Source organism: Marinicauda pacifica (assembly GCF_004793635.1).
GTDB lineage: Bacteria > Pseudomonadota > Alphaproteobacteria > Caulobacterales > Maricaulaceae > Marinicauda > Marinicauda pacifica.
The window spans coordinates 284,457-311,120 of the sequence record NZ_SRXV01000002.1; the positions used below are offsets into that span (position 1 = coordinate 284,457).

Below are 26,664 nucleotides of genomic sequence, written 5' to 3' on the forward strand. Positions count from 1 at the left end.
CGGCGCCGGGCTGCGGCGATCCGCCCTTGCCCTCCTACTACTACGACTACCACCCACACAGCGTGGCTAGACGGCCATGGGCCGCCGCGCATAGGCCGCGGACATCAGGAATAATCCGGCCGCCACCGCGAAGGAAATCGGCGACACCACGGTGATGGCGTAGCGTATGCCGGTATCGAACGGGAAGAAGGTGTCCCCGACAAGCGCGGTGGCCGTAGGGCCGGCACCGAGCCCGATCAGGTTCACGATGAAGAGATAGATGGCCGAAAACGTGGCGCGCATCCGGTTCGGTGTGAGCTGCTGCAGGGCGCTGGCGGCAGCGCCGATCGGCACGGCAGCCGACGCGAAGAACACCACGAAGGCCGCCGCGGCCACGAGCGGATTGCCGACCAGGGGGAAGATCACGGCGAAGACCGTTCCCACCATGCCGGCATAGCCGCAGAAGGCCAGACGCCCGGCCGGCGTGCCGCCGCCGAACCGGTCGGTCACCCAGCCTCCGCCCACAAGGCCGATCAGACCGCCGACGATCAGAGCCGCCCCGGCCAGATGGCCGGCCTGAGTCAGCGTGAAACCGTGAACGCGGATCAGGAAGACCGGGAACCAGGAGACTGCGGCAAACACGGCGAAATTGACCATCGCCACGGCAAAGCACAGTCCCATCACCGCGCCTGCGCGGCGGCGCGCGAAATCGAGCACCGACGAGATCGGCACCTGGACCTGATCGGCCGGCTGACCCGCTGCACCCTGCCGCATCGGCTCGGGCAGAAGCAGGAAGAGGCCGGCGACGAGAAGGCCGGGAAGGCCCACGATGAGGAAGGTGGCTTGCCAGGCGCGCACCTCGCCGACCATCGGCAAGACGACCGATCCGGTCGAGGCCACCAGCTCGATGATAAAGGCCCCGATCAGAAAGGCGAGGCCGGCCCCGACCGCCGAGCCCAGCCCGTACACGCCCATCGCCAGCCCCAGACGCTTCTGCGGAAAGGTGTCGGAGATGATGGAATAGGCGGCGGGCGACAGGGTCGCCTCGCCCACACCGACGCCCATGCGCGCCACGAAGAGCTGCCAGTACTGGCCGGCCAGCCCGCATGCCGCCGTCATCAGGCTCCAGAGCCCGACGCCGGCGGCCACGATGGGCAGGCGCGCCGAGCGGTCGATGAGCCGGCCGAGCGGCAGGCCCATCACGGTATAGAAGATTGCAAACGCAAACCCCTGAAGCAGGCTGACCTGCGTGTCGGTAAGGTCGAGGTCGGCTTTGAGCGGTTCGACCAGAAGGCCGATAATCATCCGGTCGATGAAGGACAGGATATAGGCCAGGAACAGGACGGCCACCATCGTCCACGCGACGAACGGGGACGGATAGCCGGCTTCATCCGTAGCCGGACCTACCGCAGGCGCGCTCGGGCTGCCGCTCATCGCGCTTCGGAATCGAAGTCGGTCTCGACACCCATGGCCTCAAGCAATTCCGCGCGGTCATAGTATTCGCGCCACTCGTCGATCAGGCCCTCTTCGTTGACCTCGATCACGCCCACGACGGGCACGGAGCCCGGGTGACCGTGATAGACGAATTCGTCCACGCGCTCGATGAACACGACATCGTCGATGACGCCGATATGGCGCACGTTCAACGTGATTTCCTCGATCCCGTCCGCCATGTGACCGATGCGCGCGCCGATGGCTTCGCGGCCGACAATCGGATCGACCATCATGGAATGCAGCGAGCCGTCCTCGGCAAACAGATTGACCACGCGCTCCCAGTCGCGGGTGTTCCACGCATCGACCATGTCGAGCACGACCGCCGTGCGCGGATCCTGCGTCTCGGGCGCGGCGGCGTCCCCGCTCTGCAGCGCGGACGCGTGAGCGGCGGGCAGGCAGACGGCCAATGCCGTCGCAGCAATCAGAATGCGCATGGTGTCCTCCCAGACTGTTTCGGTCGTATTTAGGCCTGTTTCGGGGCCTTTGGTTTTGTTGTGCAAGTTATAAGAGCGATCTTGCCCGGCAGCGTCAAGCGAAACCGAAGATCAGGCGCCGAGAAGCGGTTCGACCCATTCGGGCGGGGCCTTGCCCTGGCGCGCATCCTCCACCGCCTGGCTGTCGACATAGTCGCGCCAGCGCAGAACCTTGCCGTTTTCGAACTCGAAGACGCCGGCATAGGGAACGCGCATCCGGACCCCGTCCGCGTTGACATAGTCGTCCACGCCTTCGACGAAGAGCGTGTCGCCCGCTTCCACATGTCGCGTGATCCGCCAGGCGATCTCGGTCTGTCCGGCCCCGAACTTCTCCAGAAACCGCCGGATATGCGCGCGGCCTTCCAGAGGACGCGAGCCGACATGGAAGTGATAGACGACATCGTCCGCGAGCTGGTCGAGCACCGTGTCGATGTCGCCCGTCTTCCACGCCTCGATGATCGTTTGGACCGTATCAATGTGTGCCATCAGGCGGCCTTTCCCATTTGACCTTCTGCCTATGCGGCCCGAGCCTAAGCTCTCAAAGTACGATTACGCAAGTAAAAGCCTTGCCGCCTGCTCGGCGCATTTTTTGCCTGATTGACACACCGAATTCAGCGATCCTACTCTGCGCATTCGATTGCATAACAAAACTATCAAGGGAGCCGGCATGACCGCACCCTATCGGGAGGTGGATTTCCCGCCCGTCGACCTGGAGATCGAGCGGCGCGAGGACGGGGTTATCGTGATGACCCCGCGCGAGCCGTTGAAGGTGGAGAGCGCGAGCGTGCCGCTCGGCCTCGCACGACAGGCCCTCAAACAGGGCGGCAAGACCCATCTGGCCGAGCGCCCGGCGCCGGGCAAGGACTGGGTCACGGCCAGCTTTGCCGAGACGAAGGCCCGGTCCGACGCGCTCTCCCAATTCCTGATCGACCTTGCTCCGCAAGCCGGGCGCCCGCTGATGATCGTCTCGGGCAATTCCATCGCCCATGCGGTCATGCGCTACGGCGCCATGGGCGCCGGCATGCCCGTCTGCCCGGTCAGCGCGAATTATGCGCTGATGGGCGAGGCCGGCGGGTTCGAGCGCCTGCGCCATGTCATGGACATGACCCGGCCCGCCGTCATTTTCGCCGAGACGGCAGCCTGCGCGAAGGCGGTGAACGCGACAGCGCCGGGCGACGCCGTCGTCATCACGCGCGAACCCGAGGCCTTCGCCGGCAAGAGCGTGGCCTATGACACGGTGCTGAAGACGCCCGTGACACCGGCCGTCGCGCGGTCGATCGAGTCGCTCGACCCGGATGCGCCTGCCGCCTACATGCTGACCTCGGGATCGACGGGCAAGCCCAAGGCGGTCATCCAGACCCAGCGCATGATCACCGCCAATCTCTATCAGGGCTGGCAGACGCTGGGGCGCGCCGCGGGGTGGGACGACACCCTGCTCGAATGGCTGCCCTGGAGCCATGTGTCGGGCGCCTTCTCCTCGATGGCGGCCGCGATTTTCGGCGGCAGCTTCTATATCGACGGCGGCAAGCCCCTGCCCGGCCTGTTCGACCAGACGATCGAGAATCTGCGCGAGATTCCGCTCAAGTATTTCACCAATGTCCCTGCCGGATACGCGATGCTGGCCGAGGCGCTGGAAGAGGATGCCGGCCTGCGCAAGGTCTTCTTCGAGAAGCTCCAGCTGATGCTCTATGGCGGCGCGGGCCTGCCCCAGCCGGTCTTCGACCGCCTGCAGGCGCTGGCCGAGGCAGAGACCGGCAAACGGGTCTTCCTGACGACGGGCTACGGCGCCACCGAAACGACGTCGGGATGCATGTCGATCTACTTCATGTCCGAGCAGGTCGGCATCGGCCTGCCCATGCCGGGTCTCTCGGTCAAGCTGGTCCCGCTGGATGCGCGCCGCTACGAGTTGCGCATGAAGGGGGAGATGGTCACGCCGGGCTATCTGAACCGGCCCGAACTCGAAGCGGAAATCCGCGACGAGGAGGGCTTCTACAAGATCGGTGACACGGCCGAGTTTCATGACCCGGACAATATCGAAGCCGGACTCGCCTTTGCCGGACGCCTGGCCGAGGAATTCAAGCTGGATACCGGCACGTTCGTCAGCGGCGGGGCCCTGCGCGCCGAGCTGGTGAAGGTCTGCGCGCCCTACATCCAGGACCTCGTTATCTGCGGGGAGAACCGGCCCTATGTTGCGATCCTCGCCTGGCCGAACATCAAGGCCCTGGCCGAGGCGACAGGCCTGCCGGCCGAGGCGAGCGTCGCACAGAGCGAGGCGGCGCTGGACCTCATCGCCGAACGCCTGGCTGCGCACAACGCCGCCTGCGCCGGCTCCAGCGAACGCGTCGTGCGCTTCGCGCTGCTCACAACACCGCCCGATGCCGAGGCCCATGAGGTCTCCGACAAGGGCACGATCAATCAGGAAGCCGCCCGGCGCCACCGTTCCGGCGACGTGGACCGGCTCTATGCCGAGCCTCCCGGGCCCGGCGTCATCTCGCCCGGCGCACGCACGCCCGGCGTCTCAGCCTAGGAAAGGACGCCATCATGGCAGACTGGATTTATGTACTCGCCACGAATTTTGCCGTGCTGATCGCGGCCATGGTCCTGCTCTGGCTGCTCAGCATCGCACTGAAGGATGTCAGCTTCATCGACTCCTTCTGGGCGTTCGGCTTCGTGCTGGTCGCGCTGGTCACTTACGCGATGACGCCTGCCGGCGACGAGGGACGCAAAGCCCTGCTCCTGGCCCTGACGGCGGTGTGGGGCCTGCGCCTGGGCGGCTATCTGCTCTGGCGCTGGCGCAAGGAAGGCGCCGACAAGCGCTATGTCGCCCTGCTCGACCGGGCCAAGGGTAACAAGCACCTGTTCGCGCTGGTCAACGTCTTCCTGCTGCAAGGCGTGCTGCTCTGGGTGGTGTCCCTGCCGGTCCAGCTCGGTCAGGTGCCGGCCACGCCGCCGGCGCTGGGCATCCTGGCCGTTGCCGGGGCCGTTCTGGCCATTGTCGGCATCTTCTTTGAAAGCGTCGGCGATTTTCAGATGGCCCGGTTCAAGGCCGACCCGGCCAATGCGGGCAAGGTCATGGACAAAGGTCTGTGGCGCTATACCCGGCACCCGAACTATTTCGGCGATGCCTGCGTGTGGTGGGGCCTGTTTCTGATCGCGGTCGAAACCGGCATCGGGCTCGCCTCGGTCGTCGGTCCGCTCCTGCTCACCTTCCTGCTCGTCAAATGGAGCGGCGCGGCTCTTCTCGAACGCCGCCTGAAGCGGTCCCGGCCCGAATACGAGGCCTATATCGCGCGGACCAGCGGATTCATTCCCATGCCGCCGCGCAAGACGGCCGGCGCGCCCGGCGACCCGGCCTAGGCAAGCAAGGACATCCATCATGACTGTGACCAGGTTGCACACCTTCCCCCATACCGAACCCGATCCTCATCACCCCTACACGTCCGGGGCCTGGCGCCCGGTCTTCGACGAGTTCGATGCGGACGGGCTGGAGGTGATCGGGGAGATCCCGCGCGATATCGACGGGATCTATGTCCGCAACAGCGAGAATCCCGCCTTCGGATCGATCGGGCTCTACCACCCGTTCGACGGCGACGGGATGATCCACACGATGACGTTCCGGGACGGCAAGGCGAGCTATCACAACCGTTTCGTACGCACCAAGGCGCTGATGGCCGAAGTCGAGGCGGGCCAGCCGCTCTGGGCCGGGATCGCAGAAGACCCGCGCCTGTCCAAGCGGCCGGGCTGGGGCGCGCATGGCGGGGTGAAAGACGCCTCGTCGACCGATGTCGTGGTGCATGCCGGCAAGATCCTGTCGACCTTCTACCAGTGCGGGGAAGGCTATCGCCTCGACCCGTACACGCTCGAACAGTTCGGCACGGAAGGCTGGGTCCCGCTCGACGGCATTTCCGCCCATCCCAAGCTGGATGAAGCGACCGGGGAGCTGCTTTTCTTCAACTACTCCACGCACGCACCCTTCATGCATTACGGCGTGGTCGGACCGGACAACAGGCTGAAACACTACATCCCGATCGAGCTGCCCGGCCCGCGCCTGCCCCACGACATGGCGTTCACGCGCAACTACTCGATCATGGCCGACCTGCCGCTCTTCTGGGATGCGGACATCCTGGCCAAGGGCCGGCACGCGGCCCGTTTCCACCCGGACATGCCGACGCGTTTCGCGATCGTGCCGCGCTACGGACAGCCCGGCGACATTCGCTGGTTCGAGGCCGAACCCACCTATGTCCTGCACTGGATGAATGCCTGGGAAGAGGGCGACGAAATCGTGCTGGACGGGTATTTCCAGGAGAATCCCAGCCCGAGCGCCCTCCAGGCCGAGGGCGATCCGCGGCTTGGCCAGCTCATGGCTTATCTGGACGAACACTCCTTCCAGCCCAAGCTGCACCGCTGGCGGTTCAATCTTGCGACCGGCGAAACCCGGGAAGAGCGCCTCGACGACCGGGTGCTCGAATTTGGCAGCTTCAACCAGCAAGTGGCCGGCGAGAAGTCGCGCTACCTCTATTCCACCTTCACCCAGCCCGGGCGCTTCCTGTTCGAAGGCGTAGTCAAGCACGACATGGACACCGGCAAGTCTGAGACATTGAGATTTGGGGAGGGCCGGTTCGGGAGCGAGGCGCCGTTCGCGCCGCGTGTCGGGGCCAGCGGCGAGGATGACGGCTATCTGGTCAGCTTCATCACCGACATGGTCGAGGACCGGTCGGAATGCGTGCTGGTCGATGCGCGCGACATCGAGGCCGGACCGGTCTGCCGCATCATCCTGCCTCACCGCATTTCCAGCGGCACCCATGCGACCTGGGCCGACGGCCCGACCGTGCGCGCCGCCAACGGCCTTTCCTGAGAGGATATTTCATGACCGCAAACACGCTCGAAACCCTGATCGCCAAGCAGGACATCTACGATGTGCTGACCAATTACGCGCGCGGGGTCGACCGCGCCGACGGCGAGCTTCTCAAATCGTGCTACCACGCCGATGCGATCGAAGAGCATGGCAACACGTATAACGGCCCGGCCCACGCCTATGTGGACGGGGCGGTGGCGCGCATGGCCAAGCTGCGCCATCCGATGGCGCACTATCTGTGCAACGTGAACATCGACCTGCAGGACGACGCGAAGACCGCCTTCGTGGAGACCTATGTGCTCACCTTCGCGCGCTTCGACGACGCGGACGGCAAGGCCAATGACACGCTGACCGGGGGGCGTCTGGTCGACAAGTTCGAGCGTCGCGACGGCGCGTGGAAGATCGCCCATCGCAAGATGGCGCTCGACTGGAACCGGGATGCGCCGCAAGCCGAGGGCTGGTGCCTGGGCATGTTCGATCCCAGCCACCCCGACCTGAACATGGGCACGCGCGGTCGCGGCGACCTGTCCTACCAGCGCTTCTAGGCTTTCGTGGAGCGCGTCAGACGCGCTCCACCACAATCGCGGAACCGACCCCGGATCCGCCATGGACAACGGCGAGGCCGGTCTGGCCGCCCGACCGCTCCAGCCCGCCGATCAGCGTGGCCAGCAGGATCGCGCCGGACGCGCCCATCGGGTGGCCCATCGCCAGATGCCCGCCTTCGGGATTGACCTTGTCGAGATCCGGCTCGTAGTCGCGCTCGAACTTGGTCGGTGTGGCGGCAAACGCCTCCATGAACTCGATGCGGTCGAGATCGCCGAGCGTCATGCCGGCGCCTTCGAGCGCCTTTTCCATCGCGGCAAAACCCGCGGTGAGCTGAAGGACCGGGTCGGCCGTCGCCTCGCCCAGCGCGCGGATGCGTGCCTTCGGCTTGAGCTCCGCCGCCTCTCCGGCAGCTTTCGTGCCGACCAGTGCCAGAGCCGCGCCGTCACAGGTCGGCGGGCAGTTGGCCACCGAGTGGAGGTGGTGGATTTCGGCCAGTTCCGGCCGCGATTTGAGCATCATGGCATCGAAGCCCTGCGCGCCCATTTCGGCGAAGGCCGGAGCCAGGGCGGCGAGCGAGTCCACCGTGGTGTCCGCGCGAATGCTTTCGTCGATGGCGAGAGCGACCGAGCCGTCTTCGGCCCGGATCGCGATCACCTCGTCGAGCCCCCCGGCCTCCCAGGCCTTGGCGGCGCGCTGATGGGACCGGGCGGTCACGCGGTCGAGGTCTTCCTTGGTGAAGCCTTCCATCGTCGCCATCAGGTCGGCCGACAGCGCGACCGGCACATAGTTGAGCGATTGCGCGGTCCTGGCATCTGCGTAGTAGAAGGCCTTGTCGCCCATGAAGGGCACACGCGACATCATCTCCACCCCGCCGGCGAGGCGCAGACGGTCATCGCCGCGCGCCTGGGCTTCCTCGGCGGACATGTTGATCGCCGTCAGGCCGGAGACACAGAAATTATTGAGCGTCAGGGCGCGCAGCGTGTCAGGCAGGCCGGCATGGAGCCGGCTGACCAGCGCGAGATGGCCGCCCTGCGCACCGACCTGGCCGACACAGCCCAGCGTCAGCGATTCGGCGCGCGTCACCGAGTCCGGGCCATTGCGGTCCTTCAGGCTGGAGAGGAGCTGGCCGACCAGCTCGTGCGGCGTCAGGGCCGCAAGACCGCCGGTCTCTTTCGACTTGCCGCGCGGCGAACGCACGGCGTCATACACGTAGATATCCATTCTGGCTTAAACCCCGATAATAAAGCAGGCACTGGCGGTCGTGGAGCCGCCGACATTGTAGGTGGCGGCGGTCTTCGCCCCGCCGATCTGGCAATCGCCGGCCCGGCCGGTGGTCTGGCGCGCAGCATCGAGCGCCATGCGAACCCCGGTCGCGCCGACCGGATGGCCGAGACCGATCAGTCCGCCGGACGGGTTGAAGGGAAGCGCGCCGTCCGGCCGGATCGTGCCGGCCTCGATCGGCTTCCAAGCCTCGCCCGGTCCGGCGAGCCCGAAATGCTCGATGGCCATGTATTCGGTGATGGAGAAGCAATCGTGGGTCTCGACCAGGTCGAGATCGTCCGGCCCGGACAGGCCGGCGCGCGCATAGGCGTCGGTGATCGCCTTGCGCACCCAGGGAAAGGTGTAGCCATCCGAGCCTTCGCTCTCGGCCAGCTTGGCTTCGAACAGGAGAGGCGCGGTCGTATGGCCCCAGCCCTTCAGGCGCGGGATTTCGTCCAGGGAGAGCCCGCGGGCGTCGGCATATTTGCGCGCCTCGGCCTCGCTGGCCAGGAAGATAACGGCCGCCCCGTCGGTGACCTGGCCGCAATCGCTCTTGCGCATCCAGCCTTCGATGACGGGGTTGGCCTCGTCGTCGGCGGAGAAGCTGTCTTCGGTGAACTGCCAGTTGCGGGTCTGGGCGTTCGGATTACGGCGGCCATTGTCGAAATTGGTCTTCGAGATTTCCGCCAGATGCTCTCGCTTCAGCCCGTAACGCCCCTCATAGACCTCAGCCAGTCCGGAGAACATGGCCGGCCAGAGATAGCGCGCACCTTCGGCCTCGCGCCCGGCCCAGGCCGCGGCCCCGAGATTGCGCGCAGCCTGCTCGCCCGGCACGTTGCGCATCAGCTCGACACCGATCACACCGACCAGGCCGTAACGGCCGGCTTCGATATCGGCGGAGGCAGCGAGAATGGCCATCGAGCCGGAGGCGCAAGCCGCCTCGTGGCGGCTGGTCGGCAGACCGGAAAACGCCGGGTGGGCCATGACGGCCATGCCGCCCAGAAGACCCTGACCGGAAAACAGCTCGCCGGCGAAATTGCCGATATGCAGCGCTTCGATGTCCTCGGCATCCAGCCGGGCCTCGTCGAGGGCCGCGGCAGTGGTTTCCGAGATCATCTCGAAAAGCCCCTTATTGTCGCGCGTCCAGTTGCGAGCGAAGTCGCTTTGCGCGCCCCCGAGAATGAAGACTGGCGATGTCATGGGATGAGCGCCTCCGCGAGCTCCAAGAGATCGATATAGTGACTTTCGTACTGAAACTCACCTTATCGGCCTGTTGGGCGCTGGACAAGCGTTTCCCTAGCCCGCCTTCAGTGGCTGACCGAAAATTCGGTGCAAAATGGCAGCCAAGTCTCAGGACGCAAGCCGCTCGCAGACTTCCGCGCCGAAGGCCCGGCACCCGAGGGAGCCGCCTATATCGGCCGTCGTCCGGCCCGATTTGAGCTGAGCCTGCAGGGCAGCCTCGATCCGGTCGGCAGCGCGCGCCTCGCCCAGGCCGAACCGCAGCAACATGGCGGCACTGGCGATGGCACCCGACGGATTGGCCTTGTCCTGCCCGGCAATGTCGGGCGCACTGCCGTGAATGGGCTCGAACAGGCCGGGTCCGCCCTCGCCCAGACTGGCCGAGCCGAGCAGTCCGAGCGAGCCGGCAATCACCGCCGCCTCGTCGGAGAGAATGTCGCCGAACAGGTTTTCGGTCAGGATGACATCGAAGGCGGAGGGATGCGTCACGAGCTTCATGGCCGTCGCGTCGACATACATGTGGTCGAGCGTGACGTCCTGGTATTCCGGCGCAAGCTGGTTGACCGTGGAGCGCCACAGCCGTGAGGTCGCCAGCACATTCGCCTTGTCCACGCTGGTCAGCTTTCCCCTGCGCCCGCTGGCCGCCCGGAAGGCGACCCGGGCGATCCGGGCCACCTCGTCAGCAGAGTAGGTGCACAGGTCGGAAGCGGTCTCGCGCCCCTCGCGCTTTTCGCCGAAATACAATCCGCCGGTCAGTTCGCGCACGATCAGAAGATCGGCGCCGGCGACACGGTCGGCTTTCAGCGGGGAGAGGCCCTCCAGCCCGGCGAACACCTTGACCGGACGCAGATTGGCGAACAGGCCGAGCTCGGAGCGAAGGGCCAGAAGACCCTTTTCAGGACGTTCCGGCGCGTCATCCCATTTCGGCCCGCCCACAGCGCCCAGAAAGACCGCATCGGCAGAGCGGGCCTTGTCGAGTGTCTCTTCGGGCAGCGGCTTGCCGCAGGCATCGAGACCCGCCCCGCCAAACGGGGCTTCGTCGAAGGTCAGCGACACGCCTTCGGCGGAAGCGGCGGCCTTGAGGCAGTCGACCGCGATGCGCGCGACCTCGGGACCGATGCCGTCGCCAGGCAGAACCAGAATGTGTTTGCTCACGCCGCCCGCGCCTCTTCAAAGCGTGTGATCGCCTCGTCCTGCGCGAGGATATAGCCCATCGGATCGACCCCTTCGATCAGGCAGGTCCGGGCAAAGGGCTCGAGCTTGAACTCCGCGCGGATATTGCCCGCCGTGACGGTCTGGCCGATCACATCGATCTCGACCTCCTCACCGGCCCGGTCGAGCAGGGCGGCATGGGAGGCCTCGTCGATCTCGCAGACCACAAGCCCGTTCTTGGCGGCGTTCGACTTGAAGATGTCGGCGGCGCGCGAGGTGATGACGGCCTGGAAGCCGAAATCCATCAGCGCCCAGGGCGCATGCTCGCGCGAGGAGCCGCAGCCGAAATTGTCCCCGGCCACCAGTATGCTTGCCGCGTCGGGGTCGACACCGTTGAGCGGATGGGCGGTCTTCGACCCGTCCTCGTTGAAGCGCCAGTCGCAGAAGCACGCTTCGCCCAGCTTGCCGCGTTCGGTGGTCGTGAGAAAACGCGCCGGGATGATCTGGTCGGTGTCGATATTGGCATCGCGCAGGGTGAAGCTGCGCGAGGCGATGCGGGTGATGGGCTCATTGAGCATAGCTCGCCTCCAGGATACGGCGCGGGTCGGCAATGGCACCGCAGACGGCAGCGGCAGCGGCGGTGGCCGGGCTGGCGAGCACGGTACGCACGCCCTTGCCCTGACGGCCGGCGAAATTGCGGTTCGAGGTCGAGACGACGAGTTCGCCCGGCTTGCCGCTATCCCCGTTCATGGCGATGCACATCGAACATCCCGGCTCGCGCCATTCGGCTCCGGCCGTCTTGAAGATGGCATCCAGCCCCTCCGCTTCGGCAGCGCGCTTGACCGCCTCCGAACCCGGGACGACCAGCATGCGCACGCCCGATTTGACGTGACGGCCGGCCATGATTTCGGCGGCTTCGCGCAGATCGGACAGGCGCGCATTGGTGCAGGAGCCGACAAAGACTGCATCGACCGGCTCGCCCAGCAAGGTGTGACCGGGCCGGAAGCCCATATAGGCCAGCGCCTCGGCGGCCTTGCCCGGCGCTGCGGCCGGAGTGGTGGCCGAAACGGGCACGGCGGTGTCCGGACTGTCGCCCCACGTGACCATGGGAGCCATGCGCGACGCATCGAGGCGGACCTCGGTGTCGAAGACGGCGCCGGGATCGGACTTCAGTTTCGACCAGCGCTGCTTGGCTGCCTCGAACGCGGCGCCCTTGGGGGCGTATTTGCGTCCGCGCAGCCAGTCGAACGTGGTCGCGTCCGGGGCGACGAGACCGGCCCTTGCGCCGGCTTCAATGGACATATTGCAGACCGTCATGCGCGCTTCCATCGACAGCGCCTCGATGGCCTCGCCGGCATACTCGATGACATGGCCGGCCGCGCCGCCTGCGCCGAGTTCGGCGATGATGGCCAGGATCATGTCTTTCGCGCCGACACCGCGGGGCAGCTTTCCGTCGACGGTGACGCGCATGGTCTTCGGCTTGCGCTGCAACAGGCACTGGGTCGCCAGGACATGGCCGACTTCGGTCGTGCCGATGCCGAAGGCGAGCGAACCGAATGCCCCATGGGTGGCGGTATGGCTGTCGCCGCACACGATGGTCATGCCCGGCTGGGTCAGTCCCAGCTCCGGCCCGATCACGTGGACGATGCCGCGATCCTCGCTGCTCCATCCGGCCAGACGGATGTCGTGGCGGCGGCAGTTGTCCTCCAGGCGCTCGACCTGCTTCTTCGCGGCGTCATTGATGTAGATCGGCAGGCTTCCCGGCGCGCGCGGCGTGGTCGGCGTTGCATGGTCCAGCGTCGCAAAGGTGAGGTCGGGACGGCGCACTTTCAGTCCGCGTTTTTCCAGCTCGGAGAAAGCCTGGGGGCTGGTGACCTCGTGAATGAGATGGAGGTCGACATAGAGCAGGCCCGGCGCCTCGGTCTTTTCCGGCGCGGCGAGGTGGGTGTCCCAGATCTTGTCGAACAGGGTCCTAGACGGCGACGCCATGACGCGGGTCCTCCTCTGAATTGGCGGCCTGGCTCTGCATCGGCTCCAGCCAGCCCCACTGGTCTTTCGTGGTTCCGTCGAACAGGCCGAAGAAACGCTCCTGCAGGAGTTTCGTGACAGGACCGGCCCCGGCAGCCCGGGTCGGCTTGTCATCGACCGAGCGGATGGGCGTGACCTCGGCTGCGGTGCCGGTAAAGAAGGCCTCGTCGCACAGGTAGAGCATCTCGCGCGGCAGGGTCTGCTCGACGACTTCGATGCCTTCGGTGCGGGCGATCTCGATGATGGTGTCGCGGGTGATGCCCTGCAGGATGGAGCTCGAGGCGGGGGGCGTCAGCAGCTTGCCGTTCTTGACCAGGAACAGGTTCTCGCCCGCGCCTTCGGACAGCCGCCCGTCAACGTCCAGGCCGATCCCTTCGGCATAGCCGCGCGATTTGGCCTCGCGCGAAATCAGATAGCTCGACAGATAATTGCCGCCCGCCTTGGCGCCGGTCGGCGCGGTGTTGGGCGCCATCCGGTTCCAGCTGGACACGCATACATCCACGCCCTCGGTGCGCGCGGTCTCGCCGAGATACGCGCCCCATGCGAAGGCGGCGATGCAGACATCGATCGGGTTGTCCGCGGCCGGGACAACGCCGATGGAGCCATAGCCCATGAAGGCGATGGGCCGCAGATAGGCGGACACCAGCTTGTTCGCGGTGACTGCCTGCTTGCAGGCGGCGACCAGCTCAGCCTCGTCATAGGGCAGGTCGAAGGCATAGATGCGCGCGGAATCGTGCAGGCGGCGGATATGGTCGGTCAGGCGGAAGCCGACCGGACCGCTGGACGTCTCATAGACGCGAATACCCTCGAACACCGATGTTCCGTAGTGCAGAGCATGGGTCAGCACATGGACCTGGGCATCGGCCCATCGCACAAGCTCGCCGTTTCGCCAGATATATTCAGCTTCGTTGATAGCCATTTGAGTGTGTCTTTCTTCACGCTGCCGCAGTGGCACGCGCCGCGCGCCGGCGTTGAACGGCGAGGGCATTGTTGAGCGCGTCCACATAGGCGGACACGCAGGCGGGGATGATGTCTCGGGCCCGGGCGCGCCCGGTGAATATCTCGCCGAAGGCTTCTGCCTTCAGCTCGACCAGCACGTCGGCGCCCTGCCCGTCGGCGCCGGCCTCTTCGGCTTCGGCGGCGATGTACTGCATGTCGATGTCGGCCACGCGGGCCGGAGCATCCATGATCTGGCTGACCGCCTGGTAGGTGGCATCCAGCGCGCCGGGTGCAGCGGCCAGATCGCTGATGCGGCCGCGGGTGACGTGCTCCAGCTCGACCCGGGCGACCGGGTGCGCGTTGGCCGCCAGCGGGGTGCGGATTTCCAGCTTGGACAGACGCCAATCGGGATCGTGCGTGCCCGGAGCTTCCTCGCTCAGCAAGGCGGTCAGGCGCGCCGAGTCCACCAGACCGACCTCGTCGGCGATGGCTTTGAAACGCACAAAAGCCGCTTCCAGCGCCGGACCATCCAGCGTGTAGCCGAGCTCGGCCGCGCGCGCCTTCAAGGCGTGCTTGCCCGAATGCTTGCCCAGCACGATCTGGTTGGAGGCCAGCCCCACATCCTCGGGCCGCATGATCTCGTAGGTCTCGCGATTGCGCAGCACGCCGTGCTGGTGGATGCCGCTTTCGTGCGCAAAGGCGTTCGCGCCCACGATCGCCTTGTTGCGCGGCGTATGGGTGTTGGTCACCTGGGACAGGGTACGGCTGGCCGCCATGATCTTCGTGGTGTCGATCCCGGTCGCGATGCCGAAAGCGTCGCGGCGGGTGCGCAGTGCCATCACCGCGTCTTCCAGCGCGCAATTGCCCGCGCGCTCACCGATACCGTTGACCGCGCACTCGATCTGGCGGGCACCGCCGCGCACCGCGGCCAGCGAGTTGGCGACCGCCATGCCCAGATCGTCGTGGCAATGCGCGGAGAAGATGACGCCGGCCGGACGGCTGACCTTCTGGCTCAGCTGGCGGAAGAGCTGGTAGATCTCGTCCGGAGTCGCATAGCCGACCGTGTCCGGCACGTTCAGCGTGGTGGCCCCGGCCTGGGCCGCGGTCGACAGCGTCTCGATCAGGAAGCCCGGCTCGGTGCGGATCGCGTCTTCGGCGGAGAATTCCACGTCATCGGCGAATTCGCGCGCGTAGGCGACCATGGAGCCGATCCGCTCCAGGATTTCAGCCGGGGTCATGTTCAGCTTGTGCTCGCGGTGCAGCGGGCTGGTGCCGAGGAAGACGTGGATGCGCCGGTTCTTCGCCGGCTTCAGCGCCTTGGCGGAGGCCTCGATATCGCCCTTGGCTGCGCGCGCCAGAGAGCAGATCGTCGGCCCCTCGACCTCGCTCGCGATGCGGTAGATAGCCTGGCTGTCGCCGGGGCTGGCCGCGGCAAAGCCGGCCTCGATCACGTCGACCTTCAGCGCGGCCAGGGCATGAGCCATTTTCAGCTTGCCGGCCTCGGTCATCGAGAAGCCGGGCGCCTGCTCCCCGTCGCGCAGGGTCGTGTCGAAGATTTTGACGGTCTGGGTCATGACGCTCGTTCCAAACAGGGTTCTCTGGTGGCTTCCGAACGCACGGCTGTGACGCCGTACATCTTGGCGACGTGGCGGCCCAGCACATCCATGCGCCGGGATGCATCGCGCGGCGAGACGCCCAGGGTCAGGCGCGCCGGCCCCGGCCCGGTCTCGGGCATGTCGACGGAGCAGACGTCAAAGCCCTTGCGCTCGACGAGACCGATGAGGCGAAGGACCGCGCCCTCGCTGCGGGTGAAGTCGATTTCGATGCGGTTGGACATGTCAGGCCTCCATCATGTCGGAATTGGATGCGCCCGGCGGCACCAGCGGCCAGACGTTCTCTCTCGGGTCAATGCGCACATGCGCCAGGATCGGGCCGGTCGCGCTCAGCAGGCGGTCGATCGCGCCGTCCACCTCCTCGCGCCGGTCCACCGTGAAGGCTTCCAGGCCGAAGGCCCGGGCGATCTCGGCAAAGTCGGGATTGTCGTAGAGGTCCACCTCGGAGAAGTTTTCCTCGAAGAAGAGCTCCTGCCACTGGCGCACCATGCCCAGCTGGGAGTTGTCCAGCAGCAGGATCTTCAACGGCAGGCGATAGCGCTTGATGGTCGCCAGCTCGTGGATGTTCATCATGATCGAGCCGTCCCCGGTGACCGTGATCACGGTCGACTTTGGCTCGGCGAACAGCGCGCCGATCCCGGCCGGAATTCCAAAGCCCATCGTGCCAAGTCCGGCGCTGGTCAGGTGCGCCTGGGGACGCGAGAAGCGGCAATGCTGGGCCACCCACATCTGATGCTGGCCCACATCGCAGGTCATGATCAGCTCGTCGCCGGCGCGCCGGGACAGCTCGTTCAGCAGTGCCGGCGCGAACACGCCCTTGCCCGGAGCGTCATAGCGCATGGCCCAGCGTGTCTTGTTCTGCGCGCAATGCTCGCGCCAGGGCGCGATGGAGAGCGGGCCGGGACGCAGCGCATCCAGCACTTTGGCCATGTCCCCGCCGATGGCGATATCGGCATGGCGCAGCTTGGAGATTTCCGAGGCGTCCGCGTCGATGTGGATCACCTTGGCGTGCGGGGCGAAGCTGGCCAGGCGTCCGGTCGCCCTGTCGTCGAACCGGGCCCCGGCGCAGATCAGCAGATCGCTTTCATTGACCGCCAGATTGGCGGCGCGCGTACCGTGCATGCCCAGCATGCCGAGGAAGTCGGGGGTCTCGGTCGGCAGTCCGCCCAGCCCCTTCAGGGTTGCCACGGCCGGGATGCCGGTGCGCGAATGGAAGGCGCGCAGAGCCGCTTCGCTGCGCGAGATTGCGATACCGCCGCCGAAATACAGGACCGGACGCCGGGACGCCGCGATCAGGGCAGAGGCCTGCTCGATGAGCGCGGGATCGAGATCCGGCCAAGGGGTCGACCGGGCCCGGTGATCGTTCTGGGGGGAAACTGCGAAGGAGGCCTGCATGACATCCTTCGGCAGGTCGATCAGAACCGGGCCCGGCCGGCCTTGCGTTGCCACGGCGAAGGCCTCGGCAAACACGTTGAAGATTTCGGCCGGATCGCGCACCAGAAAGGAGTGCTTCACGATCGGCAGGGTGATGCCGAACGTGTCGATCTCCTGAAACGCATCGGTGCCCATCATTGCCGTCTGGGTCTGGCCGGTGATGGCGATGAGGGGGACCGAATCCATAAAGGCATTGGCAATGCCGGTGACCAGATTGGTCGCGCCCGGACCGGAGGTGGCCATGCAGACGCCGGCCTTGCCGGTCACCCGCGCATAGGCGTCGGCGGCCAGGGCCGCGGCCTGCTCGTGGCGCACCAGGATATGCTTGAGCTGCGAGCCCGGCAGGGCGTCGTAGACCGGCATGATGGCGCCGCCGGGATAGCCGAAGACGTATTCGGTCCCGGCCAGTTCCAGCGCGCGAACGACCGCCGCAGCGCCGGTCATCGACTCAGGCTGGGTCACAGGCTCAGACTTGATGGGCTGGGCGGTCATGGCGTGATGTCCTATTCGGCGCTTTGACCGGCATTCGCGCCGGGCTGGAGCCACGCCATGCGTTCGCGCAGGCGGGCTCCGGTTTTTTCGATGTTCTGGTTCAGGTCGGCGCGCAGCATGGCGTCGTATTTCGGCTTGCCTGCCTGGTTCTCCAGCACCCAGTCGCGAGCGAACGACCCGTCCTGAATGTCGGAGAGGACCTCGCGCATGCGCTGACGCGTCTCCGCGTTGATCACGCGGGGTCCCGAAACCAGATCGCCGTACTTGGCGGTCTCGGAGATGAAGTCGTGCATGCGCGCAAGCCCGCCCTCATACATCAGGTCCACGATCAGCTTGAGCTCGTGCATGCACTCGAAATAAGCGATTTCGGGCTGGTAGCCCGCCTCGACCAGCGTCTCGTAGCCGGCGGTGACCAGCTCGCTCGCCCCGCCGCACAGCACGGCCTGCTCGCCGAACAGGTCGGTCTCGGTTTCCTCGGCAAAGCTGGTCTCGATCGCGCCGCCCGCCGTGCCGCCATTGGCCCGGCAATAGGCGAGCGCCTTGTCGCGCGCCTTGCCCGAATGGTCCTGCTGGACCGCGAACAGGCTGGGCACGCCGCGTCCGATTTCAAACTCGCGCCGTACCAGGTCGCCCGGCCCCTTGGGCGCGACGAGCACGACGTCGAGATCGGCGCGCGGCTTGATCTGGCCGTAGTGGATCGAAAAGCCGTGCGCGACCATCAGCGTGTCGCCAGCGTCCATCTCCGGCTCGATCTGGGCATAGACCTCGCGATGGGTCATGTCCGGGGTCAGCAGCGCGGTGAAACGGGCGCGCTTTGCCGCCTCCCTGGTTTCCACGACCTCAAACCCGTCTTGCTCGGCCCGGGCCCAGGCCTTGCCGCCGCGCCGCGCGCCGACAATGACGTCATGACCGGAGTCGCGCAGGTTGCGGGCATGCGCCCGGCCCTGGCTGCCATAGCCCAGAATGGCGACCGTTCCGGTCAGGGCTTTCGGATCGGCGTCGTCGTCGGTGTAGATGCGGGTCATGGGTGAAAGTCCTTCGTGGGTTGATCTTCGGGCAAAGAAAAACCCCCGCTCCGGGCTGGAGCGGGGGTCCTGGGTGTCTGGTTTGAAACTACTTCGTTCAGACAGGGGCCGCCGCTCCGGATATGGAGGTAATAAGGACTACGACAAGAAGGACGAGCGAGGTCAGCGCGACCGGGATAACCCGGTCACGGCTGGCAATCGCAATGGTCTTCGTGTCGCGCATTACGCTGGCTCCTGTACCCGCCTTTGGACCTGAATGGCCCGCGTGCGGAACGGGGACATGCTGCATTTGCGAGCACGCCCGATCTGTTGAAAACCGTAAGGCGGAAATCATCGCCACGGCAACCGGTAAAATGACGATTTTCCGAGAAAATTTTTTCCTTCAATAAATTCAATTATTTATCATGTGTTTATTGTTCTTCCGCCTCGCAGATGTGGTGTTTGAGACACAGGGGACCGGTTGACGGGATGTGGAAAAGGCCCGCACGTTTCGCAGGTGCAGCGCCAACGGTGCGCACTTTGTAAGGAGCTGGACATGCTGGCCACCCGGCATCACATCGGCAGCGAATTGGCGACCGCCCCGGCGGCCGGCCTTCGCACGTCCGCGTCCCTCACCACCACCATTACCGTGACCACTATTACCCTCCCGACGCGGGGGCGGTACGGCACGGGCTGAGTTCACACACCACGAACACAACCACCCGATCCGACCCGCTCCCGGCCCTCCGCGAGCGGGTTTTTTCATGCCCGGTTCACCCCGGTTACCACCGCCAAAAAGGACATTTCCCATGGCTTCCGCCCTTTCCTCCCTCGATCCGGCTCCGCGCCTCAGCGTGCTGAAGTTCGGCGGATCCGTGCTGACCCGCGAGAGCGACTATCGCGCGGCCGGCGCGGAGACCTACCGCCACGTTCGTGACGGGGAGAAGGTGATTGTCATCGTTTCCGCGCTGGCCGGCGAAACCGATGCCCTCGTCTCGCAAGCCCAGCGCATGGGCGGAGAGGCGAGCGCGGCAATGTCGGCCCGCCTCGTCCGGCTCGGCGAGTACCGCTCGGCGGCGATGATGGGCCTCGAGATGGCCCGGCTCGGCGTGCGCACCGAAGTGCTCGACCCCTACGAAATCGGTCTCAAGGCTGAAGGCGAGCCGCTCGACGCGGATCTGTGCGATCTCGACGCCAAGGCGCTAGCCGATGCGCTCGAGCGCGCCGACGTGCTGGTGATCCCGGGCTTCACCGCCGGCCACGACCAGTACGGCGCCGTCACGCTGGGACGCGGCGGCACCGACCTGACGGCCGTCTTCTTCGCGGCCCGCGCCGGGGCAGACCGGGTCCGGCTTATCAAGGATGTGGACGGGGTCTACAGCGAGGATCCGGCGGTCAATCCCGACGCAAAACGCTATGACTGCCTCGATTATGAAGCAGCGATGGCGGCCAGCCGCGGCCTGATCCAGCCCAAGGCGATCGAGGCGGCGCGCGACCATGATGTGGTCATTGAGGTCGCCTGTATGGGCGCCGGCGCGGCCACGCGCATCGCGCGCCTGCCCAAGCGCGCCGGACGTCTGCGCCACCGTGGCCCGATGAAGGTCGCGCTTCTGGGATGCGGATCGGTCGGCGCAGGGGTCCTGGACTATCTTCGCACCCATCCGGACCTGTTCGAGCTCAACCCGGTTCTGGTCCGCAACCCGGCCAAGCATGCCGCGAACAAGCAGGCGAGCTTCACCAGCGATATGGCCGAGAGTCTTGCCGGAGACCCGGACCTCGTGGTCGAGCTGATGGGCGGGGCGGACATGCCGGCCCGCGTGATGGAAGACGCGCTGGCCAAGGGCGCGCGTGTCGTGACCGCCAACAAGGCCGCGGTGGCCAAGCATTACGACACGCTGGTCGGCGCCGCCCGGCCCGATCATCTCGCCTACTCGGCAGCGGTCGGCGGTGGCGTCACCGTGCTGGAGCGCATCGCCACCCTCTCCGATCTGGTGCAGATCGAGGGCGTCATGAACGGCACGGCCAATTTCATGCTCGACAAGCTGAGCCATGGCGAGGATTTCGAGGCGGTCCTGGCCGAAGCCCAGCGTCTGGGCTTTGCCGAGGCCGATCCCAGCGCCGACGTGGAAGGCCATGATGCGGCCGACAAGCTGTCCATCCTGATCCGCGAAGCCTTCGGCGTCGCCCGTCTGCCGGGCGATATTCCCAAGCAATCGCTGCGCGAGGTCACTGGCGAGATGGCGCAGGAGGCAGCGAAGAAGGGCCTGGTCTACAAGCAGATCGGCCGGTGCGTGCTGGCCGAGGGCGAGGTCCGCGCGGCCATCACCGTGGAGGCCGTTCCGCTCTCCCATCCCCTGGCAGGTGCGCGCAACGAAGAAAACCGCTTCCTCCTGACCGAAGCCTCAGGCACCGTCCATGGGGTCTACGGCAAGGGCGCGGGACGCTGGCCGACAGCGGCCGCTGTCTTTGCCGATATCATGGACACGCGCCGCGCATGGTGCGGAGATGAGCGCGGCAGCGCTGCCCTGCCGGGCTCGCATCCGGCCGCGCACGCCGAACCCGCACTTGCCCGCGCCTGAACGACGAAGACAGAACAAGGGGAGACGGCCATGATCCGCGCGAAAGCCAGCGCACCTGCCAGTATCGGCAATCTCGGCGTCGGGTTCGACGTTCTGGGACAAGCCTTCGATGCGGTCCGCGACACGGTAACCGTCGAGCGCGAATCGCGTCCCGGCGTCCGGCTGGGCGAGGTGACCGGCCTGGTCACGCGCCTGCCCGATGCGCCCTCGCGCAATACGGCGCTGGCCGCGGCGCGTGCCGTGCTGGATGCGGCCGGCCGCCCGTTCGGTATGCGCGTGCATGTCCACAAGGCCATCCCCCTGAGCGCGGGAATGGGCGGATCGGCAGCGTCGGCCGTCGCGGCGGCGGCAGCGGTCAATGCGCTGTTGTCCCGCCCCTTTGCTACTGAAGACCTGCTCGAATTTGCGTTGGAAGGCGAGCGCGCCTCCGCCGATCCCCCGCCCTGGGACAATGTGATGGCTGCACTGCATGGCGGGATCGTCATGGCGGCGGCGACCGATCCCGCCCTGATCCGCCCGGTCCCGGCACCGGCCGGGCTGGTCTCCATCCTGCTCCATCCCGATGCGCAAACCGAAACCCAGCATGCGCGCAACGTTCTCAAACCCGAGGTCGCCATGGAGATCGCGGTCGAACATTCGCGCGCACTCGCCGGCTTCGTGCTGGGCTGCGTCAGCAATGACCGTGCGCTCATCGCCGCCTGCCTGCGCGATCGCCTGGTCGAACCGCAGCGCCGTTTCCTGCTGCCCGAGTTCGAACAGGTCCAGGCCGCCGCGCTGCAGGCCGGTGCGCTCGGCTGTTCCTTTTCCGGGTCCGGACCGTCCCTGTTTGCCTGGGCTGACGAGAGCGATGCCGACTATGTCGAGCAGGCCATGAGCGCGGCGTTCGACGCCGCCGGCCGGAGCTTTACCGCCTACCGTTCCGCGATCGATGCGCCCGGTGTGAAACTCGAACCGGTCCGGGAGATCGCGTAATGAAAATGGTGTCCACGCGGGCCGATAGCCCGCCCGTCAGCCTGAGCGAAGCCATCCGCCAGGGTCAGGCGCCCGATGGCGGATTGTATATGCCCTGCGAACTGCCCTCGGCGGCCATGGGCGAGGCGCCCGAAACGCTGAGCCTTCCCAAGAGCGCTGCGCGCTTCCTGGCCCCGGTGTTTTCCGGCGATGCGCTGGCCAGCGAGCTGGCCGAGATTTGCGAGACCGCCTTCGATTTCGACGTGCCGCTGGTCCAGCCCGATCCCGCGCGGCCCGGCCTGCATGTGCTTGAGCTGTTTCACGGGCCAACCGGCGCGTTCAAGGATTTCGGCGGGCGCTTCCTGATGGAATGCCTGGATCGTCTGTCCGATCCCCGCGCCCCGCTCACCGTGCTGGCCGCGACGTCCGGCGATACCGGCGGCGCGGTCGGATGCGCGGCGGAAGGCCGGGCCGGTGTGCGTGCAGTCATCCTGTTCGCCAAGGGCCGGGTCTCCGCCTTCCAGCGTCACCAGCTGACGTGCTGGGATGCGCCGGTGAGCGCGCTGGAAGTCGACGGCGATTTCGACGCGTGCCAGGCCCTGGTCAAGGCGGCTTTCCGCGACCGGACCCTGCGCGAGCGCCACCATCTGACCAGCGCGAACTCGATCAATCTTGCCCGTCTTCTGCCCCAGGCGGCCTATCTGGCCTGGGCGGTGCGCCGGGTCGAAGCGAGCACCGGACGCAGGCCCGGCCTGATCCTGCCGACCGGCAATCTCGGCCATGGCGTCGCGGCGGCCATCGCGGCGGCGATGGGGGCGCCGGTCGGCCCGCTTGTGCTGGCCACCAATGCCAACGCGACCCTCAGCGACTGGGCGAAGACCGGCGAATACACGCCGCGCGCCTCTATCGCCACGATCGCCAATGCGATGGATGTCGGCGCGCCGAGCAATTTCGAGCGCCTCTCGGCCATGCGTGACGTGGCAGAAAGCGCGCGCGTTGAACGCGTTGATGACGAGCAGATCCGCGCCCGGATCCGCGCCGATTACGAGACCAGCGGCTATGTCTGGTGCCCCCATTCGGCAACCGCCGCGGAAGCCTATGCCCGCCTGGAGGCGAAAGAGCGCGAGGCCCGCCCCTGGATCGTCGCGGCAACCGCCCACCCCTACAAGTTCGCCGACATTGTCGAGCCCCTGATCGGACGCAGCGTCGTACCGACCCCGGCCTTGCGCGCGGTGACCGACCGGGAAAGCCGGGCGCGCCCCCTCAAACCGGAACTCTCGGCCCTGGCCGACCATCTTGACCACCGACTGGAGACTGCCTGATGGCTGACACACGCCGCCCGTCCCACACACTCATCCAGGGACCGGCTCGCGCCCCGGCCCGCGCCATGCTGCGCGCGGCCGGTTTCGACGACGAGAAGATGGCGCGCCCCATGATCGCCATCGTGAACACCTGGACCGATATCACGCCGTGCAACATGCATTTGCGCGGCTTGGCCCAGCATGCGCGCGAAGGCATCGAGGCCGCCGGCGGCACGCCCGTGGAGTTCAACACGATCGTCGTCACCGACGGGATCTCGATGGGCACCGAGGGCATGCGCGCCTCACTGATGAGCCGGGAGACGATTGCCGACTCTGCCGAGCTCGCCGTGCGCGGGCACAGCCTGGACGGCGTGCTCTTCCTGGCCGGGTGCGACAAGACGCTTCCGGCCGCAGCCATGGCCGCGGCGCGCATGAATCTGCCCAGCGTCGTGCTCTACGGTGGCTCCATCATGCCGGGCCGCCTCGGCGACAAGGCGCTGACGGTCCAGGACGTGTTCGAGGCCGTCGGCGCCTGCGCGGCGGGCAAGATCACCGAAGACCAGCTTGGCGAGGTGGAAAAGGCCGCCTGCCCCGGCGCGGGCGCGTGCGGCGGTCAGTTCACCGCCAACACCATGGCTATGGCGCTCAGCGTTCTCGGCCTTTCGCCCATGGGGCTGAACGACATTCCCGCCGTCCATCCCGACAAGGCGGGGGCGGCCCATGCCGCCGGCGCAGCGGTCCTGTATGCGCTCGAACACAATCGGCGCCCGCGCGACCTGATCACACCGGCAAGCCTGAAGAATGCGGCCGCGGCCGTCACCGCTACAGCCGGATCGACCAATGCGGTCCTGCACCTGCTCGCGATCGCACGTGAGGCCGGACTCTCGCAGACCGATTTCGACATCGACCAGTTCGACGCCATCTCGCGGGCGACGCCGGTCATCGCCGATCTCAAACCCGGCGGACGCTACATGGCCCCCGATATGAGCGCAGCCGGCGGCACGCGACTGCTGGTCCAGCGGATGCAGCAGGCTGGGCTGATAGTCGATGCGCCCACCGTCACGGGAAAATCCCTGTTCGAAGAAGCAGCCGACGCGAAGGAGATGCCGGGCCAGGACGTGATCCGCGCGCCGGACAACCCGGTCAAAAGCCGGGGCGGGTTCGGCGTGCTGTATGGCGATCTCGCACCGCAGGGCTGCGTGGCCAAGCTGGCCGGGCATGACCGCCTGCGGTTCGAGGGGCCTGCGCGGGTCTTCGACAGCGAGGAAGCGGCCTTCGAGGCGATCAACAAGCGCCAGATCAACAAGGGCGACGTGGTCGTCATCCGCTATGAAGGCCCGTCGGGCGGACCCGGCATGCGCGAGATGCTCGCCGTGACCGCCGCCATTCAGGGCGCCGGGCTGGGCGACGACGTGGCGCTGGTCACCGACGGACGCTTCTCCGGCGCCACTTACGGGTTCATGGTCGGCCATATCGCGCCCGAAGCGGCCCGCGGCGGCCCGATCGCCTTCCTGGAAGAGGGCGACAGGGTCAGCATCGATGTCGAGAACCGTCGCATTGACGTGGATGGCGATCTCGCTGCGCGCGCCCGGGCCGGATTCACGCCGCCGGAACCGCGCTACACCCATGGGGCCTATGCCAAATACGCCGCGCTGGTCGGTTCGGCCTCGCACGGGGCGGTCACCTCCTTCCCGTTCGAGCCGCGCGGATGAAGACGCCGGCCACCGCCTCGCGCTTCGAACACGCGCTGGGCCGCGCGCGGCGCCTCGTCATCAAGATCGGGTCGAACCAGCTGACCGATCCGGAAACCGGGCGGGCCCGCGACAGCGTGTTCGAGGCGATCGCCGAGGACATCGCGGCCCTGCGCGAGACCGGCAAGGCGGTGGTGCTCGTCAGCTCCGGCGCGGTCGCGCTCGGACGCCTGCGCCTCGGCCTGCCGCTGTCGCGCACGCTGAGCCTGCCCGAAAAGCAGGCCGCGGCGGCCGTCGGGCAGATCCTGCTGACCGAGGCATGGTCGCGCGCCTTCGCGCGCAGCGGCGTCCTGACGGCGCAGACCCTGCTTTCGCCGGGTGACACCGAAACCGGCCAGCGCCGCGACAATGCCCGCAACACGCTCGCCTGCCTTCTGGACATGGGCGTTCTGCCCATCGTCAACGAGAACGACACCGTGGCGACCGAAGAATTACGCTACGGCGACAATGATCGTCTGGCCGCACGCATCGCCCCCCTCCTGCCCGCGTGCGGCCTTGTCCTGCTCTCCGATGTGGACGGGCTTTACAGCGCCGACCCGGTGCTGGATCCGGACGCGCAACCGATCGATCAGATTGAAGACGTCTTCGCGCTCGACCCGGCGCTCGCCGGCGGGCCGCGGGCTGGCAGCCCGGGAACGGGCGGAATGGCGAGCAAGATTGCCGCAGCGCGACTGGCCGCCGCGCATGCGTGCTGGACGGTCATCGCCCGGGCGAGCGACCGGCCCCTGCGCGCGGGATCGGCGGCGCGGCTGACCTTTATCGGCGCGCGCCAGAACGAGATCGCGTCCTAATTCCCGGATAGCGCCATATCCATCGCGCGGTCGCAATGAATACGGGTCGTGTCGAAGACGGGCACGCCGACATTGGTCTCGTCCAGCAGCAGGCCGACCTCGGTGCAGCCCAGAATGAGGCTGTCCGCACCGTCCTCGATCAGTCGCGCGGCAATCGCCTCAAAGGCCTGCCGGCTCGCTTCGCGGACCTCGTCCCGGCACAATTCCTCGAAAATGATGCGGTGGATCTCCTGCCGGTCGCCCTTGTCCGGCAACACCACGTCCAGCCCCGCCGCGCGTAGCCGGCTCGTGTAGAAATCCTGCTCCATCGTGTAGGCGGTCGCGATCAGGGCCGGGCGCAGCAGGCCCGCCCCGGTTACGGCGTGCGCCGTGGCATCGGCAATGTGGAGGAACGGCACGGACAGGCGCGCGGTGATCGCATCGGCGACCTTGTGCATCGTGTTGGTGGCCAGCACGATCAGTTCGGCGCCCGCGGCCTCCAGGCGTTCAGCCTCCCGGGCCAGGCGCTCGCCCGCCCCCGACCAGTCGTCGGCGATCTGCATGGCTTCGATCTCGGCAAAGTCGAGCGAGCGCACGAGCAGGTTGGCGCTGTGCAACCCGCCGAAGCGCTCGCGGGCAAGCGTGTTCAGACGCGCCTGGTAGAGGGCGGTGGACGCGGCGGACATGCCGCCAAGAATGCCGATGAGCTTCATGATCGTGCCAGACTCCAGAACCGCAGCGGTGGAGCGTAAATGGCTTTTCTCTCCGGGCAAACGTGGCAAGCTGGCCCGCATCGGTACGCGA

24 protein-coding genes are annotated in these 26,664 nt (G+C 66.8%); 9 read left to right on the forward strand and 15 right to left on the reverse strand.

Going from position 1 to position 26,664, the window contains the following annotated elements; genetic code table 11:
* Positions 1 to 66: 66 nt before the first annotated feature.
* From E5162_RS07760 to E5162_RS07770, 3 genes are all read right to left on the reverse strand, one after another.
* Positions 67 to 1,413 (reverse strand): MFS transporter, encoded by a 1,347-nt coding sequence (locus tag E5162_RS07760; RefSeq protein WP_135944586.1) that lies wholly within the window; start codon positions 1,411 to 1,413, stop codon positions 67 to 69.
* Positions 1,410 to 1,907 (reverse strand): SgcJ/EcaC family oxidoreductase, encoded by a 498-nt coding sequence (locus tag E5162_RS07765; RefSeq protein WP_135944587.1) that lies wholly within the window; start codon positions 1,905 to 1,907, stop codon positions 1,410 to 1,412. The genes E5162_RS07760 and E5162_RS07765 overlap by 4 nt, the downstream gene beginning before the upstream one ends.
* Positions 1,908 to 2,018: 111 nt before the next feature.
* Positions 2,019 to 2,432 carry a nuclear transport factor 2 family protein gene (locus E5162_RS07770; protein ID WP_135944589.1) on the reverse strand — a complete coding sequence of 138 codons (414 nt, stop codon included), beginning with the start codon at positions 2,430 to 2,432 and terminating at the stop codon, positions 2,019 to 2,021.
* A 181-nt stretch (positions 2,433 to 2,613) separates the two neighbouring features.
* On the opposite strand from E5162_RS07770, the gene E5162_RS07775 reads away from it, so the two are divergent.
* Genes E5162_RS07775 through E5162_RS07790 form a run of 4 tightly spaced genes read left to right on the forward strand, consistent with a single transcriptional unit; the run spans position 2,614 to position 7,346 of the window.
* A complete protein-coding gene (locus E5162_RS07775) occupies positions 2,614 to 4,473 on the forward strand; it encodes an AMP-binding protein (RefSeq protein WP_135944591.1) in 1,860 nt (619 codons plus the stop codon).
* Positions 4,474 to 4,487: 14 nt separating this feature from the next.
* Positions 4,488 to 5,303, forward strand: a complete 816-nt coding sequence (locus tag E5162_RS07780; protein WP_135944592.1) for a DUF1295 domain-containing protein — start codon at positions 4,488 to 4,490, stop codon at positions 5,301 to 5,303.
* Between the two features lie 19 nt (positions 5,304 to 5,322).
* The gene (locus E5162_RS07785; RefSeq protein ID WP_135944594.1) at positions 5,323 to 6,801 is read left to right on the forward strand and encodes a carotenoid oxygenase family protein; all 1,479 of its coding nucleotides are present in this window, start codon (positions 5,323 to 5,325) and stop codon (positions 6,799 to 6,801) included.
* A gap of 11 nt (positions 6,802 to 6,812) precedes the next feature.
* Positions 6,813 to 7,346, forward strand: a complete 534-nt coding sequence (locus E5162_RS07790) for a nuclear transport factor 2 family protein (RefSeq protein WP_158291239.1) — start codon at positions 6,813 to 6,815, stop codon at positions 7,344 to 7,346.
* A 16-nt stretch (positions 7,347 to 7,362) separates the two neighbouring features.
* Here E5162_RS07790 and E5162_RS07795 read toward each other — a convergent pair whose 3' ends face one another.
* From E5162_RS07795 to E5162_RS15130, 11 genes are all read right to left on the reverse strand, one after another.
* The gene (locus E5162_RS07795) at positions 7,363 to 8,568 is read right to left on the reverse strand and encodes an acetyl-CoA C-acyltransferase (RefSeq protein WP_135944598.1); all 1,206 of its coding nucleotides are present in this window, start codon (positions 8,566 to 8,568) and stop codon (positions 7,363 to 7,365) included.
* Between the two features lie 6 nt (positions 8,569 to 8,574).
* Positions 8,575 to 9,807 carry an acetyl-CoA acetyltransferase gene (locus E5162_RS07800; RefSeq protein WP_135944600.1) on the reverse strand — a complete coding sequence of 411 codons (1,233 nt, stop codon included), beginning with the start codon at positions 9,805 to 9,807 and terminating at the stop codon, positions 8,575 to 8,577.
* Between the two features lie 150 nt (positions 9,808 to 9,957).
* The gene (gene leuB, locus E5162_RS07805; protein ID WP_135944601.1) at positions 9,958 to 11,001 is read right to left on the reverse strand and encodes a 3-isopropylmalate dehydrogenase; all 1,044 of its coding nucleotides are present in this window, start codon (positions 10,999 to 11,001) and stop codon (positions 9,958 to 9,960) included.
* Positions 10,998 to 11,576 (reverse strand): 3-isopropylmalate dehydratase small subunit, encoded by a 579-nt coding sequence (leuD, locus tag E5162_RS07810; protein ID WP_135944603.1) that lies wholly within the window; start codon positions 11,574 to 11,576, stop codon positions 10,998 to 11,000. The genes leuB and leuD overlap by 4 nt, the downstream gene beginning before the upstream one ends.
* The gene (gene leuC, locus E5162_RS07815; RefSeq protein ID WP_135944605.1) at positions 11,566 to 12,987 is read right to left on the reverse strand and encodes a 3-isopropylmalate dehydratase large subunit; all 1,422 of its coding nucleotides are present in this window, start codon (positions 12,985 to 12,987) and stop codon (positions 11,566 to 11,568) included. The genes leuD and leuC overlap by 11 nt, the downstream gene beginning before the upstream one ends.
* Positions 12,971 to 13,945: a branched-chain amino acid transaminase gene (locus tag E5162_RS07820; RefSeq protein ID WP_135944607.1), complete on the reverse strand. Its 975-nt coding sequence runs from the start codon at positions 13,943 to 13,945 to the stop codon at positions 12,971 to 12,973. The genes leuC and E5162_RS07820 overlap by 17 nt, the downstream gene beginning before the upstream one ends.
* 16 nt (positions 13,946 to 13,961) lie before the next feature.
* On the reverse strand, positions 13,962 to 15,539 hold the full coding sequence (locus tag E5162_RS07825; protein ID WP_135944608.1) for a 2-isopropylmalate synthase: 1,578 nt from the start codon (positions 15,537 to 15,539) through the stop codon (positions 13,962 to 13,964).
* Positions 15,536 to 15,802 carry an ACT domain-containing protein gene (locus E5162_RS07830; protein WP_135944610.1) on the reverse strand — a complete coding sequence of 89 codons (267 nt, stop codon included), beginning with the start codon at positions 15,800 to 15,802 and terminating at the stop codon, positions 15,536 to 15,538. The genes E5162_RS07825 and E5162_RS07830 overlap by 4 nt, the downstream gene beginning before the upstream one ends.
* A 1-nt stretch (position 15,803) precedes the next feature.
* Complete coding sequence (gene ilvG / locus E5162_RS07835) at positions 15,804 to 17,504, reverse strand: acetolactate synthase 2 catalytic subunit (protein WP_135944612.1); 1,701 nt, start codon at positions 17,502 to 17,504, stop codon at positions 15,804 to 15,806.
* Positions 17,505 to 17,515: 11 nt separating this feature from the next.
* The gene (gene ilvC, locus E5162_RS07840) at positions 17,516 to 18,529 is read right to left on the reverse strand and encodes a ketol-acid reductoisomerase (protein ID WP_135944614.1); all 1,014 of its coding nucleotides are present in this window, start codon (positions 18,527 to 18,529) and stop codon (positions 17,516 to 17,518) included.
* Positions 18,530 to 18,626: 97 nt separating this feature from the next.
* Positions 18,627 to 18,752, reverse strand: a complete 126-nt coding sequence (locus E5162_RS15130; protein WP_267902619.1) for a hypothetical protein — start codon at positions 18,750 to 18,752, stop codon at positions 18,627 to 18,629.
* Between the two features lie 565 nt (positions 18,753 to 19,317).
* Between E5162_RS15130 and E5162_RS07845 the strand changes: the two genes are divergently transcribed.
* From E5162_RS07845 to proB, 5 genes are read left to right on the forward strand one after another with little or no spacing between them, the layout of a single operon-like run.
* Positions 19,318 to 21,087, forward strand: a complete 1,770-nt coding sequence (locus E5162_RS07845) for a homoserine dehydrogenase (protein WP_135944616.1) — start codon at positions 19,318 to 19,320, stop codon at positions 21,085 to 21,087.
* A gap of 30 nt (positions 21,088 to 21,117) precedes the next feature.
* Positions 21,118 to 22,059 carry a homoserine kinase gene (locus tag E5162_RS07850; protein ID WP_135944617.1) on the forward strand — a complete coding sequence of 314 codons (942 nt, stop codon included), beginning with the start codon at positions 21,118 to 21,120 and terminating at the stop codon, positions 22,057 to 22,059.
* Complete coding sequence (gene thrC / locus E5162_RS07855; protein WP_135944619.1) at positions 22,059 to 23,360, forward strand: threonine synthase; 1,302 nt, start codon at positions 22,059 to 22,061, stop codon at positions 23,358 to 23,360. Before E5162_RS07850 ends, thrC begins: the two co-directional genes overlap by 1 nt.
* Positions 23,360 to 25,051, forward strand: a complete 1,692-nt coding sequence (gene ilvD, locus E5162_RS07860) for a dihydroxy-acid dehydratase (RefSeq protein WP_135944621.1) — start codon at positions 23,360 to 23,362, stop codon at positions 25,049 to 25,051. The genes thrC and ilvD overlap by 1 nt, the downstream gene beginning before the upstream one ends.
* Positions 25,048 to 25,881 (forward strand): glutamate 5-kinase, encoded by an 834-nt coding sequence (proB, locus tag E5162_RS07865; protein WP_135944623.1) that lies wholly within the window; start codon positions 25,048 to 25,050, stop codon positions 25,879 to 25,881. The genes ilvD and proB overlap by 4 nt, the downstream gene beginning before the upstream one ends.
* On the opposite strand, the gene E5162_RS07870 is transcribed toward proB, so the two are convergent.
* A complete protein-coding gene (locus tag E5162_RS07870) occupies positions 25,878 to 26,573 on the reverse strand; it encodes an aspartate/glutamate racemase family protein (protein WP_135944625.1) in 696 nt (231 codons plus the stop codon). The genes proB and E5162_RS07870 overlap by 4 nt on opposite strands.
* Positions 26,574 to 26,664: the final 91 nt, after the last annotated feature.